Origin of the sequence: Vibrio clamense (assembly GCF_050337905.1) — a bacterium.
Taxonomy (GTDB): domain Bacteria; phylum Pseudomonadota; class Gammaproteobacteria; order Enterobacterales; family Vibrionaceae; genus Vibrio; species Vibrio cortegadensis.
In genome coordinates this window covers 303914-319478 of sequence record NZ_JAKJTJ010000022.1, presented here as the reverse complement: position 1 = coordinate 319478, position 15565 = coordinate 303914, and the positions used below count along the sequence as shown (strand labels likewise).

The 15565-nt window shown below is 45.5% G+C and carries 11 protein-coding genes; 9 read left to right on the top strand and 2 right to left on the bottom strand.

What is annotated here, in order from left to right:
* The first annotated feature begins 147 nt into the window (after nucleotides 1-147).
* The 3 genes from L4C39_RS10760 (at nucleotide 148) to L4C39_RS10750 (ending at nucleotide 3024) form a co-directional block, all read left to right on the top strand.
* Complete coding sequence (locus L4C39_RS10760) at nucleotides 148-783, top strand: response regulator transcription factor (RefSeq protein WP_017053208.1); 636 nt, start codon at nucleotides 148-150, stop codon at nucleotides 781-783.
* 260 nt (nucleotides 784-1043) lie between these two features.
* Nucleotides 1044-1310, top strand: coding sequence for a DUF4212 domain-containing protein (locus L4C39_RS10755; protein ID WP_429745834.1), 267 nt, complete (start codon nucleotides 1044-1046; stop codon nucleotides 1308-1310).
* Between the two features lie 10 nt (nucleotides 1311-1320).
* Nucleotides 1321-3024 (top strand): sodium:solute symporter family protein, encoded by a 1704-nt coding sequence (locus L4C39_RS10750; protein WP_017053206.1) that lies wholly within the window; start codon nucleotides 1321-1323, stop codon nucleotides 3022-3024.
* 124 nt (nucleotides 3025-3148) lie between these two features.
* Here L4C39_RS10750 and L4C39_RS10745 read toward each other — a convergent pair whose 3' ends face one another.
* Nucleotides 3149-6586, bottom strand: a complete 3438-nt coding sequence (locus L4C39_RS10745) for a PAS domain-containing hybrid sensor histidine kinase/response regulator (protein ID WP_429745831.1) — start codon at nucleotides 6584-6586, stop codon at nucleotides 3149-3151.
* A 154-nt stretch (nucleotides 6587-6740) separates the two neighbouring features.
* Nucleotides 6741-7931 carry a 3-phenylpropionate MFS transporter gene (locus tag L4C39_RS10740; RefSeq protein ID WP_113795417.1) on the bottom strand — a complete coding sequence of 397 codons (1191 nt, stop codon included), beginning with the start codon at nucleotides 7929-7931 and terminating at the stop codon, nucleotides 6741-6743.
* Between the two features lie 239 nt (nucleotides 7932-8170).
* On the opposite strand from L4C39_RS10740, the gene L4C39_RS10735 reads away from it, so the two are divergent.
* From L4C39_RS10735 to accC, 6 genes are all read left to right on the top strand, one after another.
* Nucleotides 8171-9997 (top strand): DUF294 nucleotidyltransferase-like domain-containing protein, encoded by a 1827-nt coding sequence (locus L4C39_RS10735; protein ID WP_429745829.1) that lies wholly within the window; start codon nucleotides 8171-8173, stop codon nucleotides 9995-9997.
* Between the two features lie 4 nt (nucleotides 9998-10001).
* Complete coding sequence (locus tag L4C39_RS10730) at nucleotides 10002-10637, top strand: 3'-5' exonuclease (protein ID WP_371712097.1); 636 nt, start codon at nucleotides 10002-10004, stop codon at nucleotides 10635-10637.
* Between the two features lie 230 nt (nucleotides 10638-10867).
* Nucleotides 10868-12817, top strand: coding sequence for an acetate--CoA ligase (gene acs, locus L4C39_RS10725; protein WP_017053201.1), 1950 nt, complete (start codon nucleotides 10868-10870; stop codon nucleotides 12815-12817).
* A gap of 293 nt (nucleotides 12818-13110) precedes the next feature.
* Entirely contained in the window at nucleotides 13111-13560 is a 450-nt protein-coding gene (gene aroQ / locus L4C39_RS10720) for a type II 3-dehydroquinate dehydratase (RefSeq protein WP_113795413.1), read from the top strand.
* A 90-nt stretch (nucleotides 13561-13650) separates the two neighbouring features.
* Nucleotides 13651-14112, top strand: coding sequence for an acetyl-CoA carboxylase biotin carboxyl carrier protein (accB, locus tag L4C39_RS10715; protein ID WP_113795412.1), 462 nt, complete (start codon nucleotides 13651-13653; stop codon nucleotides 14110-14112).
* Nucleotides 14113-14127: 15 nt separating this feature from the next.
* Nucleotides 14128-15471, top strand: coding sequence for an acetyl-CoA carboxylase biotin carboxylase subunit (gene accC / locus L4C39_RS10710; RefSeq protein ID WP_113795411.1), 1344 nt, complete (start codon nucleotides 14128-14130; stop codon nucleotides 15469-15471).
* The last annotated feature ends 94 nt before the right edge of the window (nucleotides 15472-15565 follow it).

Below are 15565 nucleotides of genomic sequence, written 5' to 3'. Positions count from 1 at the left end.
AACGGCTTTTTTTTGAATCCAATGCAAGATCATGGGTGCATATGAATAAAAGTCGATATGCTTCAGACTTTTAGTGCATAAATATTGTTCAAAACAGGTTTAGCGATAATAATAAATTTAACTAAATTATAAAAAGTGTATAACGTCATGGATTCGACCTACACCATTATCATTGCCGATGATCACCCCTTATTCCGTAACGCCCTTTTCCAGTCTGTACATATGGCGATCAGTGGCGCAAATCTCTTAGAAGCGGATTCACTCAGTGCGCTGCTTGATCTTCTTGCTAAAGGTGAAGAACCCGATCTACTGCTGCTGGATTTAAAAATGCCAGGAGCAAACGGGATGTCAGGGTTAATTCAATTGCGTGCAGAACATCCCGACCTGCCCATTGTGGTGATCTCTGCAAGTGAGGACGCAAGTGTTGTTGCACAAGTGAAAAGCCATGGTGCATTTGGCTTCATCCCTAAATCGAGCGATATGCGATCACTGATTAGCGCGCTCAATCAAGTCCTCGCAGGCGACCCTTTCTTCCCTGAAGGATTAATTACCAACAATGCGGCCTGCAATGATCTCGCAGAGAAAATCGCCACTCTCACCCCTCAGCAATACAAAGTGCTCGGTATGCTGTCTGATGGCCTACTCAACAAGCAAATCGCTTATGAGTTACATGTCTCCGAAGCCACCATCAAAGCGCATATGACCGCAATATTTAGAAAACTCGATGTTAAGAACCGAACTCAAGCGGTCATTGTTTTACAACAAATGGAAAGTGAGCTCTAGACGATCGTCTTAAGATAAATCTTCTCTGATTCCTATTGAACGTTAGACCTTAGGCTAATTTAACAACAAATTAACATCACACTTTACCCCTCCTATCTGATTAAGCGCCCATTTTTCGGGCGTTTTTTGTTTTATTCCTCCCGACTAAAGTTGCACAGATCTCTTGATTTTAGGCTGCTATCTTCTAAATCGTAACATTACGTTAACACGGTAATTATCTACAAAAACAGTTTCTACGAAATGGAATCAAGGAGAAGGTCATGTCGTTCGAATCAACAGAACATGCTCAAGCCTACTGGAAGGAAAACTTGGGGATAATGGGGTCACTACTTGCCATATGGTTTGTCGTGTCATATGGAGCAGGCATCTTGTTTGTCGATGCTTTGAATGTCATTCAGTTTGGTGGCTTTAAGCTAGGGTTTTGGTTCGCACAACAAGGTTCAATATATACCTTTGTCGCCTTAATCTTTGTTTACGTTGTTCGCATGAATGCGCTCGACAAAAAATACAACGTACAGGAAGACTAGAGGTTAAAACATGGATATTCAAACTTGGACGTTTATATTGGTCGGTATTACCTTTGCGGTTTATATCGGTATTGCTATCTGGGCTCGTGCTGGATCAACCAGTGAGTTCTACGTTGCAGGCGGTGGTGTACACCCTGTAGCAAACGGCATGGCAACCGCCGCTGACTGGATGTCAGCAGCATCCTTTATCTCTATGGCAGGTATCATCTCATTCGTTGGTTACGACGGTGCGGTTTACCTTATGGGTTGGACAGGTGGTTACGTACTACTTGCGCTATGTTTAGCCCCTTACCTACGTAAATTCGGCCAGTTTACGGTGCCAGATTTCATTGGTGAGCGTTACTACTCGAAAACAGCTCGTATGGTAGCGGTATTCTGTGCAATCTTCGTATCATTTACGTACGTTGCAGGTCAGATGCGTGGTGTGGGCGTTGTATTCTCTCGTTTCCTCGAAGTTGATATTAACCTCGGCATCATCATCGGTATGGGTATTGTGTTCTTCTACGCCGTACTTGGTGGCATGAAAGGCATCACTTATACGCAGGTTGCTCAATTCTGTGTTCTCATTTTCGCTTTCCTTGTCCCTGCGATCTTTACCTCAATTATGATGACGGGCAATCCACTACCACAAGTCGGTATGGGTTCTACGATTACAGGTAGCGATGTTTACCTACTCGACAAACTGGATGGTTTAACGGAAGAGCTCGGCTTTACCGCTTATACCGAAGGTAATAAGAGCATGGTCGATGTCTTCTTCATCTGTGCTGCTCTAATGGTGGGTACTGCGGGTCTGCCACACGTAATCATTCGTTTCTTCACGGTTCCTCGTGTTCGTGATGCGCGTATCTCAGCAGGTTGGGCACTACTGTTCATCTCATTGCTTTACACTACCGCACCAGGTGTTGCTGCCTTTGCTCGTGTAAATATGATTGAAACGATTAATGGCCCAGACATGCAAGGTGTCTCTGGTGAAGAAGCGCCAAGCTGGTATAAAAACTGGGAAAGTACTGGTCTAGTTGGCTGGGAAGATAAGAACGGCGATGGCAAGATGTTCTACTCAGGCGATGAGCGTAACGAGATGAAAATCAACCGTGACATTATCGTACTAGCGTCTCCAGAACTTGCAAAACTACCAAACTGGGTTGTTGGCTTACTGGCGGCAGGTGGCTTAGCGGCTGCACTATCAACCGCTGCGGGTCTATTACTGGTTATCTCAACGTCTATCTCACATGATTTACTGAAGAAAGGCTTTAGACCTAACATGACCGACAAACAAGAGTTGCTCGCCGCTCGATTGGCTGCAATGGTTGCGATTGTTGGTGCGGGTTACTTAGGTATTAATCCTCCAGGCTTTGTTGCACAGGTGGTAGCGTTCGCATTCGGTCTTGCTGCGGCATCCTTCTTCCCTGCGATTATTCTAGGTATCTTCTATAAGAAGATGAACAAAGAAGGTGCGATTGCAGGTATGTTGGCAGGTATCGCCTTCACAGCAAGCTACATTATCTACTTCAAGTTCATCAACCCAGCAGCAAGCTCACCTGAAAACTGGTGGTTTGGTATCAGCCCAGAAGGCATCGGTACGCTAGGTATGTGTCTAAACTTTATTATCTCTATTGCGGTAAATAAAGTAACGGCTGAAGTTCCTGAAGATGTACAAGAGATGGTTGAATCTATCCGTTTCCCTAAAGGAGCAGGTGAAGCTCACGACCATTAATCCAATAGGCGCTGAGCTTGTAGGGAGCTCAGCCCCTCACGGAAACCAAAGCCGATGCCATTGCATCGGCTTTTTATTTAATTGCATTTATTTAAATAATTTGGGCTATGCCTAGTGTTATGATTCACCCTTTATAGACCCGATTCAATATCGTCCTTAACTTCAATGGCTTGACTGGCTTGGCAATAAAACTAAAGCCGTTACCTTTGATTCCATCCATCATCTCGTCGGTACGATCTGCGCTAATGATCACGCCTTCAAAACTATCACCCAAACGCAGACGACACTGTTGCAATACCTCAAGCCCGGTTCTGCCATTGTCGAGTCGATAATCAGAGAAAATAACATCTGGCACCCAGCCATTCTCCAACGTTTTAAGGCTCTGCATTAAGTCGGTCGCGGTTTTTACTTCACACCCCCAACGTGCCAGTAAGTCCTCCATCCCCAGTAAAATGTCCGTTTCATTATCGACACACAATACTCGGATATGGTTAAGGTCTGAATTCGCTTCCTGCTTCGAAGCTTGCTGCTTTGGTTCTACAAACTGTGATTTTTCAAGAGTCAGAGAGAAGACGCTGCCTTTATCTGGCCATGATCGCATTGATATTTGATGCCCGAGAACATGAGCAATGCCTTTTGAAATCGCAAGGCCAAGCCCTAACCCTTGATCGGAACGAACTTGGCTGCCTCGGTTAAACTCTTCGAATATCTCTTGCTGTTTATCTTGCTCGATTCCAATGCCGTTATCCCACACATCAATACGAACTTGGCCTTTCACTCGCCTTACCCCAAGAACCACTTTGCCTTTAGGGTTGTATCGAAAGGCGTTGGTCAGAAAGTTTTGCACTACCCGTCTCAGTAATTTAGGGTCAGACATGACATACAATGAAGAGGGCATCATGTGGAAATCGATCCCTTGCTGCTTGGCGAGAGCACTGAAATCAGCATTTAAATTGGCTAAGACATCATTAATAGCAAAACTGTGTACATTTACGTCCATCTTTCCAGATTCTAACCGTGAAATATCAAGCAAGTCGCCAATCAAATCTTCCCCCGCTTCCAATGCACTTTCAATGTAACTGGCTAAGCGCTTCACTTCTTTATCTTGCGCAACTTCCGTTAATGAAGATGAAAACAGACGAGCCGCATTCAACGGCTGCATAAGATCATGGCTCACCGCCGCCAAAAATCGTGATTTAGACTGCGATTCCAGTTCGGATTTTTGAGTCGCTGAGACTAATTTTCGGTTCAGGGTTTCTAGCTCTTGAGTCCTTTCATGCACTCGAAACTCCAACGTCTCATTGGCATCTTTAAGTGCCTTTTCGGCCTCTCTAAATACGGTAATATCGGTAAAGCTCATCACAAACCCACCGCCCGGCATAGGGTTGCCTTGCACTTCAATCACTCGTCCATCCGCTCGGGTTCGAGAAGAGGTGTGCCGAGAACCTTGCTCTAAATGATAAACCCGACGCTTAACATGCTCTTCTGGATCTCCAGGCCCACATAAACCTTGCTCTGCATTATGGCGAATGACATCGGAAATCGGTCGCCCAACTTGAATGAGCCCAGCCGGAAACTCAAACAATTCTAAATAACGCTGATTCCAAGCCACCAGCCGTAGCTGTTTATCCACCACTGCGATGCCTTGTCCTATGTGTTCAATCGCCCCTTGCAATAACCCTCGGCTAAAGTCATACAGTTCAGAGGCTTCATCGACAATGGTCGCCACTTCCTCTAGCTGCATGTTTTTACCCTGCAATGCCGAAGTAAGCACTAACTTTGCAGACGAGGCTCCAAACACACCAGCCAACACTCTTTCGGTATGCCGAATCAAACCGGAAGGAGCTTGCTGATTGGGCAATAGCACCTTGCTATGCTGTGTCCAGTAATGCTTGAAGGCCGTTTTCACTCGCTTTCGTCCAACAAAACGGGATGCCAGCATTTCTAGTTCCGCAACCGTAACGCGGCTTTGGTACAAACTGATGTTTTCGTTCTCAGGCATTGGTGTGCCAACAAATGAAGCCGATTGTAAGCGCTCACTTAGGCTTGGGCGTGTCACCATAGAGATAAACACATAACAGAGTGCATTTAACGTCACACTCAGAACAATACCCCAATCTGATGCTTGAAGGTTAAATTGAACCAGAAACTCAGGCGGCGTGATCACCCACAGCAGCACATTACTTCCAGCGTCTCCAGCAAGCATGTCAGTCTGGCTCATTAAGGTCATCAACCAAATAATGAAACCCACTAATAACCCGACATAAGCACCTTTTCTATTCCCCTGTCGCCAATACAATCCGCCTATGAGTGCCGGTGAAAATTGTGCAATTGCGGCAAATGATAGGAAGCCAATAGCAGACAAAGAGTGAATACTGTCGAGAACTTGATAGAACCCCCAAGCGCCAAGAAGCAGTAACAAAATGAGCGCCCGGCGGATCATCAACAGTAAGCCAGAAAAGTGCTGATGAGTGCGCTGAGTTAAACGCATTCTTCTCAGCAAAAGTGGCATCACCAGGTCATTGGAAACCATGATCGCCAATGCGATAGTCGATACAATCACCATGCCGCTGGCCGCCGAGGTTCCGCCCAAAAATGCCAAAAGAGCAATATCACTGGCTCCGACCGCCATTGGAATACTGATTACGAAAGTATCAGCCGGACTTGAGCCGAGTAGACCTTGTCCGACCCAAGCGATAGGCAGCACAAACAGCCCCATCAAAATCAGATAAATCGGAAATAGCCAACGCGCGGTATGCAGATCTTGCGCGCGTTCATTTTCAACCACCATAGTATGAAATTGGCGTGGTAAGCAGACAATCGCCAGCATAGTTAAAATCGTATGGATAATCAGTGTCGGAATATTGGGGGATTGATAGGTCAGCGACGCTATTTCAAACAGATCAATATTGTCTCGATTCCACGCTAAGTAGATGATAAAAAAGCCGACCGTCAGAAACGCAACCAGTTTGATGATAGATTCAAATGCCACCGCCATCATCATGCCTCTATGATGCTCGGTATTATCAATATGGCGGGTGCCAAACAACATGGTAAAGATGGCAAGTGCCCCGACAACAAACCAAGAGACATGATAATTACCATATCCGAACTGTTCCGCTAACTGAGGGGCAACAATATCCAACCCCATGGTAATTCCACGAAGTTGTAACGCGATATAAGGCAAAATGCCCACCACCGCAATTAACGTCACCGCCACCGCTAAGCCTTGAGATTTACCATAACGGGCAGCAATGAAATCCGCTATCGACGTAATATGTTCACGCTTGGCAATTAGAATCAACCGAGCGAGGAGTCGCCACCCTAAGGTGAAAACAAGAATTGGCGCGATATAGATGGGCAAGAATGACCACGGGTTATTACTGGCTTGGCCTACGGTGCCGTAAAAGGTCCATGAGGTACAATACACCGCAATCGACAGGCTATAAATCCAAGGTCGCCAACGTGCTAGCCACTTGGTTTGCCGATCACCATACCAAGCGATCAAAAACAGCACACCCAAATAGGCGAGAGAAACAGGAACGACAATCCAACCTTGCATCCAGTATATCCTTGTTTTCACACCGCCCAATTAACCGCGCGTCAGCTGTTACATCAAGTGGCGTTACAGTCCATGTAACAAAAAAGCCAAAGCAATCATCATGCTCTGGCTTTTCATTTAACTAAGGATAGTTTTTGAACTCAATCAACTGGCTCTAATTCTGTGGTTTAGGCTCAGATTTTGTGGCTAAAATTGCATCATCTTGTGTATCCGTTGCATCTACTCGCACAAATAGAGCCAATACACCCATCAATGCCATCCCCCAGAATACATTGGCACCCCACTGTTCATAACCCCAGCCACTTAATGTCGTCATCAGTGCAATTACCGCCCCTAATGGAAGTGCATTATACAATGCCTGTAGTGCCACCATTTTATGCTGTGGTGCCGATTGGATATATTGAATGGCCGCGATATGAGCAAGCGCAAAAGTCACACCGTGCAGCAGCTGGATAACAACCAGAGCCACCAGCATCGTCGTTGAAGCCGTTAACCCCCAACGAGCAATCACACCAAAAGAAGCAACCAAAAATAGCGTTCGTAATGACCAGCCAGAAAATAAGCGTTTACTGAATGCGAATACTGCGACTTCGGCTACCACCCCAAGGCTCCATAGATAGCCGATGATGACTTCGGAATGCCCTGCTTCTTTCCAATAAATAGCACTAAAACTGTAGTAGGCGGCATGGCTCCCTTGAATCAAAGCAATCAAAGTCAGAAAGCGGATAATCGGCCACTCTTTGAGTAACTCTGTCAGTTTCGGTCTTTCTGCATGCTCTTCATGTTCCGTCACAGGCATCACATTAGGGTTACGCATTGCGACTAGCATAGAGAACAACACCCCTGCCATTGCGGTATACAAAATCATATCCGAACCATACTGCGCGACTAAAAAACCAACCGCAGTTGAACCAGCAATAAACGCAATTGAGCCCCACAAACGAGTGCGCCCATAATCAAGCATCTTTAAGCGACTGTAATAGTTTGCCATGGCATCGGACAACGGAATAATGGGACCACAACATAGGTTGAATAAGATCGTCGCAGCCACCATGAGCAAGAAACTGCCGCCAGTGAAAAAGTGAAAACCAACAAAAATTAACGCTGCGAAGCTTAACCACCGAAGGGCGGGCATCAAATGTTCCACTTTATGAATCCGTGGCGTTAACACTAAGTTCGCCACACAACGAGTCGCAAAACCGATTCCCATTAAAATACCGATATCGGTCGGCGATACACCTTGCCCCTCAAACCATAGCGCCCAAAAAGGCAGATACACCCCATACGCAAAGAAGAAACCAAGAAAATACTGAGAAATCCAGCCATAAGGAGAAGGGTTAAACATTGGCGTGTCCTACAAAAAGTCACATGAGAAGAAAGATCCGCGCAATTATGCCCTGTCAGACAACATGAAAAAAGGGAATAAAATCGTAAGCGTATTTCCGCATTCTATAAATCAAACAATAAGGGCGATATTTTCCTCTCAGAAGAGAAACAAATTCCGTTATTAGACCAAAGTCGTCTGGAGGTTAAACGGGATTTTGCCACACTAGAGTAAGCCTCTTAATGTAAGTGAATTCTGCTATGCCTGAAAAATTCAATATGCAAGCGCCTCCTTTTGACCGACTCACAGAAAAGCAGCAGCGAACGCTACGCGCTTCATTAGATGTCGCTTACTATCGAGATAAAGAGACCATCATCGCCGCCGAGCAGCCATCCCATTGCCTTTATATTTTAATTAAAGGAGCCGTAGAAGAGCGATCTGCAGATGGCAAAGAGGTTTTCGCTCACTACGCTAACGACGATATGTTTGATGTTCGTGCGCTATTTGATTCTCACACCAAACACCAATACATCACCCTAGAAGATACACTGTGCTATTTACTGTCCAAAGAGGTATTCATTGATCTCTATAATCAAAACGGCCAGTTTGCCGCCTATTTTGATAACAACTTAGCCAAGCGACAAGCATTAATTGAATCGGCTCAGCAACAGCAAAATCTTGCTGAATTCATTCTAACCAAAGTGGATGCCAGCATTTATCACCCCCCAATGATTTTGCAACCAGATCAGCCGATCAATGACGTCACCAAGCAGCTAAAAGAACACGCTTTAGATTCAGCACTTGTTCAACTGTCTGAAGACGACCCTCGACGCATAGAGAACCCAACCCTTCACCCTTATGCGATCGTGACTCGGACCAATATGCTGCATGCGGTCATGCTAGATCAACGTCCACTCGATACACCCGTCAGTCAAATCGCCACCTTCCCTGTCTTTCATGTCGATGATGGTGATTTCCTATTTAACGCCATGATCACCATGACTCGTAACCGCATGAAACGCGTGATGGTATGCGATGGAAATGAAGCGGTCGGCATGCTCGATATGACTCAAATATTGAGTTCATTCTCTACCCATTCGCACGTGCTTAGCCTGACGATTGCACGAGCATCCAGCGTTGAAGAGCTTGCACTGGCTTCCAATAAACAACGACAATTGGTTGAAAGTTTATTGGGCAATGGCATACGTACTCGCTTCATCATGCAGCTGATCTCTGCGGTCAATGAGCAGATCATAGAGAAAGCATTCGAACTCGTGGTTCCACCAGCTCTGCATGATCAGTGTTGCCTTATCGTGCTTGGTTCCGAAGGTCGCGGCGAGCAGATCATCAAAACCGACCAAGACAATGCGCTCATCCTTAAAGATGGATTACAGTGGCAACAGTGTGAATCGGTCATGAATACCTTAACCCACACGCTGCAACAGCTTGGTTACCCACTCTGCCCCGGTAATGTCATGGTGAATAACGAAAAGTGGGTGAAGAGCCAAACAGAATGGAAGGCGACACTGTCAAAATGGGTAAAAAAGGCGCGTTCAGAGCAAGTGATGGATATTGCAATTGTCGCCGACGCTCATGCCGTGGCGGGAAATAGAGAGCTCTTAGCACCGATTAAAACGCATTTAAGTGAACTCATGGCGGATCAAGAGCTAATCCTCATGGAGTTTATTCGCCCTGCCTTAAATTTCTCCGTGCCACTCACCCTCTTTGGCAATGTGAAAAAATCAAAATCAGGCGTCGATATCAAGCAAGGGGGTATTTTTCCGATTGTTCATGGTGTTCGGGCTTTGAGTTTAGAGCACAGAATCAGGGTGAATAACACATTTGAACGTATCGACGCTTTAGTCCAACAAAAAGTATTGGAGCAAGAGACCGCAGACAATCTCAGTGAAGCTCTCAAACAGTTCTTTAAGCTACGTCTGGCTCAGCAACTTTCAGAACAACATAGCGGCAATAAAATCGACATTAAGCTATTAGAGCGTACCGAACGTGATTTGCTTCGCCACAGCTTGCATGTGGTCAAAAAGTTTAAGCAATGGCTTGGCTATCACTACCAAGTGAGAGATTAAACTAATGAACTGGCTCTTTCGAAAATGGTGGCACTATAAACTGCAAGGCTCCGCTTATCAGTCGCTATTCGCTGCGCCACAACAAGGCGAGTTTGTCTCTTTAGATTGTGAAACGACCAGCTTAGATCCCAAGCGAGCCGAACTCGTCACCATTGCCGCCACTAAAATTATCGATAACCGGATCATCACCAGTCAACCTTTTGAAGTTCGTTTAAGAGCCCCACAATCGCTAGATTCTGGCTCAGTAAAGATTCACAAAATACGCCATCAAGATCTTCTCGATGGCGTCAGTGAAAAACAAGCCTTAGAGAAACTACTCGCCTTTATCGGCAATCGACCGCTTGTCGGTTATCACATCCGCTACGATAAAACGATTCTCGATATCGCGTGTAAAAAACAACTCGGCTTCCCCCTCCCCAATCAGTTGATTGAAGTCAGTCAAATCTATCATGATCAGCTCGAAAAGCGGCTGCCAAATGCCTATATCGACTTAAGCTTAGATGCGATCTGTAATCACCTTCAGTTACCTATTCAAGACAAACATGACGCACTACAAGATGCGATATCTGCCGCACTGGTTTTTGTTCGCCTGACCAAAGGTGACTTACCCGAATTCACATCCGCTTACTTTAAACATTAACCCTATCTGCCAACTAAAACCCGCAGGAGCCGATCAACCTCTCATTTATAACCTAGTTAACCTCCCGATAATTAAGCATAAATCTCACACTCATCCTAAAGTCTAATTGTAGAAACTCGCCTACTGGCAGAGAGTTATAGGCATAGCGGTATTCAATATCAAACAATCACAACAACGCCTAAACGGAATTTGCCCAGAAGATAAAAGATCAAGGCACAAGGAGAGATGCAATGAGTGAAGCCCATATTTATCCAGTAAAAGAGAACATCAAAGCGCAAACCCACGCCGATGAAGATACCTACCTAGCGATGTACCAACAATCCGTTTCAGATCCAGAAGGATTCTGGGGCGAACACGGGAAAATAGTAGACTGGATTAAACCCTTTACTCACGTAAAAAGTACGTCTTTCGATACGGGTCATGTTGATATTCGCTGGTTTGATGACGGTACACTCAATGTGTCAGCCAACTGTATTGATCGCCACCTAGCGGAACGCGGTGATGAAGTGGCGATTATTTGGGAAGGCGATGACCCAGCAGATGATAAAACCCTAACCTTTAATCAACTTCACAAAGAAGTGTGCCTGTTCTCAAACGCTCTCAAAGAGCAAGGCGTTCGTAAGGGTGATGTCGTATGCCTTTACATGCCGATGGTGCCTGAAGCTGCTGTCGCCATGTTAGCTTGTACTCGTATTGGTGCAGTCCATACCGTCGTATTTGGCGGGTTCTCACCTGAAGCACTTTCAGGTCGTATCATTGACTCTAATTCAAAAATTGTCGTCACTGCGGATGAAGGTGTTCGTGGTGGGCGAGCAGTACCTCTGAAGAAAAACGTCGATGAAGCGCTGACTAACCCTGATGTAAAAACCATTGATAAGGTCATCGTATTCAAACGTACTGGCGGTGATGTGGAATGGCACGATCATCGTGATGTATGGTGGCATGAAGCAACATCAACGGTTTCTGAAATTTGCCCCCCAGAAGAGATGAAAGCGGAAGATCCACTATTCATCCTCTACACATCCGGTTCAACAGGCAAACCTAAAGGCGTGCTGCATACCACAGGTGGATACCTCGTCTATGCCACAATGACATTCAAATATGTCTTTGACTACCAGCCAGGCGAAGTGTTCTGGTGTACTGCCGATGTCGGTTGGATCACAGGGCACACTTATCTCATTTATGGCCCACTTGCCAACGGGGCGAAAACCATTCTGTTTGAAGGCGTTCCTAATTACCCGAACACCAATCGCATGAGTAAAGTGGTCGATAAACACCAAGTAAATATTCTTTATACTGCGCCGACTGCTATCCGAGCATTAATGGCGAAAGGTAACGAAGCGGTTGAAGATACCTCACGTAGTAGCTTACGCATCATGGGATCGGTTGGTGAACCGATTAACCCTGAAGCATGGGAGTGGTACTACAAAACCATAGGTAATGAAAATTCACCGATTGTTGATACTTGGTGGCAAACAGAAACAGGCGGGATCCTCATTGCCCCACTACCAGGAGCAACCGACCTAAAACCGGGGTCAGCCACTCGCCCATTCTTCGGTGTACAACCAGCGTTAGTCGATAATATGGGGAATATCATTGATGGCGCCGCTGAAGGTAACCTAGTTATTCTCGATTCATGGCCAGGCCAAATGCGTACCGTTTATGGCGATCACGAGCGTTTCGAACAGACCTACTTCTCAACGTTCAAGGGCATGTACTTCACCAGTGACGGTGCAAAACGAGACGAAGATGGCTATTACTGGATCACCGGTCGTGTGGATGATGTTCTCAACGTATCAGGTCACCGAATGGGGACCGCTGAAGTCGAATCCGCACTCGTCGCATTCGATAAAATTGCTGAAGCTGCAATTGTTGGTGTGCCACATGACATTAAAGGCCAAGCCATCTACGCTTACATCACTCTTAATGATGGTGAATTCCCAAGTGCAGAGCTGCATAAAGAAGTCAAAGATTGGGTTCGTAAAGAGATTGGCCCGATAGCTACGCCAGACGTATTGCATTGGACTGACTCCTTACCAAAAACACGTTCAGGTAAAATCATGCGTCGTATTCTGCGTAAAATCGCTACCGGAGACACCAGTAACCTCGGAGATACATCCACCCTTGCCGACCCGAGTGTTGTTGATAAGCTGATCGCTGAAAAAGCAGAACTTGCTTAAGACATATAATTAATCACAAGCCGCCAGTGTATTGGCGGCTTTTTTGATCCATTCCAGCTCACAAATATCCGTATTAAATGGCAGGATAACGACCATTTTTGTTAACTTGGTTACAAAAACCATCCCCCTAACAGAGAGATAAGACCAGTAAATTGCTGCCATTTGCGCTGAATTAGCTATAATCTGGTTCTAAATTTAAAAATCAGTGTTTTTTTCACTAGAAATTAACGCTGATTTGTAAATAATATGGGAATATTGGTATTCGTTTCACGATAAAGGAAGATAAGCCCAAGATGCCTGCAAAGTTAAGCATTCTACTTCTGAATGGCCCAAATCTTAATCTACTCGGTTTAAGAGAGCCCGCACATTACGGTTCTCAAACGTTAGATCAAATAGTGACGGCCCTGTCAGAACAAGCCAAGGAAGCCGAGGTGGAGTTAACCCACCTGCAATCAAATCGTGAATATGAACTGATCGAAGCAATCCATGCTGCATACCAAAAGGTTGATTTTATCATCATCAACCCTGCCGCTTTTACTCATACGAGCGTAGCACTACGTGATGCATTGCTCGGGGTTGCGATCCCATTTATTGAAGTGCACTTATCCAATGTTCATGCACGTGAACCATTCCGCCATCACTCATATCTATCCGATAAAGCAGAAGGCGTTATTTGTGGATTAGGCGCGCAAGGTTATCAATTCGCTTTGGCTGCGGCGCTGAACAAGCTCCAGTCAAAGTAATCTATTTATTACATATGAATAGATAGAACTAATACTTACCTACTCGGTCATAGAGTTTAGGTCACTTAACAAGACAAAGAGAAAGAAAAGATGGATATTCGTAAAATCAAAAAACTTATCGAACTAGTAGAAGAGTCTGGTATTGCTGAACTTGAAATCTCTGAAGGTGAAGAGTCGGTACGAATCAGTCGTAACCACACTGGTGCACCTGCTCCAATCCAATACGCAGCAGCACCGATGGCCGCTCCTGTAGCAGCACCAGTAGCCGCGGCACCAGTTGCAGCAACAGCAGAAGAATCAGCTCCAGCTGCACCAGCAGGACACCAAGTTCTTTCGCCAATGGTTGGTACTTTCTACGGTGCTTCAAGCCCTGATGCAAAACCATTCGTAAAAGTAGGCCAACAAGTTACTGCTGGCGAAACTCTTTGCATCGTTGAAGCGATGAAAATGATGAACCAAATCGAAGCCGATAAATCTGGTGTTGTAGTTGCAATTCTTGTTGAAGATGGCCAACCCGTTGAATTTGATCAACCACTTGTTGTGATCGAATAATAGAGGTCACTCGATATGTTAGATAAATTAGTTATCGCAAACCGTGGCGAAATTGCGCTACGTATTTTGCGTGCATGTAAAGAGCTTGGTATTAAAACCGTTGCGGTACACTCAACTGCTGACCGTGATTTAAAACACGTACTTCTTGCTGACGAAACCATCTGTATTGGTCCTGCTCGCGGTATCGACAGCTACCTGAACATTCCTCGCATTATTAGTGCAGCGGAAGTAACTGGTGCGGTTGCGGTTCACCCAGGCTACGGCTTCCTATCTGAAAACGCAGATTTTGCAGAGCAAGTAGAACGCTCTGGCTTTATCTTTGTTGGCCCTAAAGCGGAAACCATCCGCATGATGGGCGACAAAGTATCGGCTATCACATCAATGAAGAAAGCGGGCGTTCCTTGTGTACCAGGTTCAGACGGCCCTCTTAACGATGATGAAGCGAAAAACAAAGCTCACGCAAAACGCATCGGCTTCCCAGTTATCATTAAAGCATCTGGCGGCGGCGGCGGTCGTGGTATGCGTGTTGTTCGTTCTGAAGCAGAACTGACAGAAGCTATCGCGATGACGCGTGCTGAAGCAAAAGCATGTTTCAACAACGACATGGTTTACATGGAGAAATTCCTAGAAAACCCTCGTCACATTGAAGTTCAAATTCTTGCAGATGGCCAAGGTAATGCAATCCACCTAGGTGAACGTGACTGTTCTATGCAACGTCGCCACCAAAAAGTAGTGGAAGAAGCTCCGGCACCAGGCATCACTGAAGAGATGCGTAAATACATTGGTGAGCGTTGTACCCGTGCTTGTATCGAAATTGGTTACCGTGGTGCTGGCACATTTGAATTCCTATACGAAAATGGCGAGTTCTACTTCATCGAAATGAATACTCGTATCCAAGTTGAGCACACTATCACTGAAATGGTGACTGGTATCGATTTGGTAAAAGAGCAACTACGCATTGCTGCTGGTCAGCCGTTATCATTCACACAAGATGATATCAAACTGCGTGGTCACTCAATTGAGTGCCGTATTAACGCTGAAGATCCTGTACGATTCCTGCCTTCTCCAGGCAAAATTCAACGCTTCCACGCTCCAGGTGGTATGGGCGTTCGTTGGGAATCTCATATCTACACGGGCTACACAGTACCGCCACATTACGATTCAATGATCGGTAAGCTTATCACTTACGGTGAGAACCGCGACGTTGCTATCGCTCGCATGAAGAACGCCCTTTCAGAAATGATTGTGGAAGGTATTCACGTGAACGTACCGCTACAGCAAGCCATTATGAATGACGAGAATTTCCAACACGGTGGGGCAAACATCCACTACCTTGAGAAAAAACTTGGTCTTCAATAATCACTTTTAGCTTGTACGCAAAGCTTAAGTGTTCGATGTTGACGTATTAAATATTGAAACATGAAACGCATAAAATGCTCACTTCGGTGGGCAT

Bases quoted from the DNA above. Each gene is read 5' to 3' on its own strand.
- L4C39_RS10745 (WP_429745831.1), bottom strand. From the start codon at position 6,586: ATGCAAGGTTGGATTGTCGTTCCTGTTTCTCTCGCCTATTTGGGTGTG.
- accB (WP_113795412.1), top strand. From the start codon at position 13,651: ATGGATATTCGTAAAATCAAAAAACTTATCGAACTAGTAGAAGAGTCT.
- L4C39_RS10735 (WP_429745829.1), top strand. From the start codon at position 8,171: ATGCCTGAAAAATTCAATATGCAAGCGCCTCCTTTTGACCGACTCACA.
- accC (WP_113795411.1), top strand. From the start codon at position 14,128: ATGTTAGATAAATTAGTTATCGCAAACCGTGGCGAAATTGCGCTACGT.
- acs (WP_017053201.1), top strand. From the start codon at position 10,868: ATGAGTGAAGCCCATATTTATCCAGTAAAAGAGAACATCAAAGCGCAA.
- L4C39_RS10730 (WP_371712097.1), top strand. From the start codon at position 10,002: ATGAACTGGCTCTTTCGAAAATGGTGGCACTATAAACTGCAAGGCTCC.
- L4C39_RS10760 (WP_017053208.1), top strand. From the start codon at position 148: ATGGATTCGACCTACACCATTATCATTGCCGATGATCACCCCTTATTC.
- L4C39_RS10755 (WP_429745834.1), top strand. From the start codon at position 1,044: ATGTCGTTCGAATCAACAGAACATGCTCAAGCCTACTGGAAGGAAAAC.
- L4C39_RS10750 (WP_017053206.1), top strand. From the start codon at position 1,321: ATGGATATTCAAACTTGGACGTTTATATTGGTCGGTATTACCTTTGCG.
- L4C39_RS10740 (WP_113795417.1), bottom strand. From the start codon at position 7,931: ATGTTTAACCCTTCTCCTTATGGCTGGATTTCTCAGTATTTTCTTGGT.
- aroQ (WP_113795413.1), top strand. From the start codon at position 13,111: ATGCCTGCAAAGTTAAGCATTCTACTTCTGAATGGCCCAAATCTTAAT.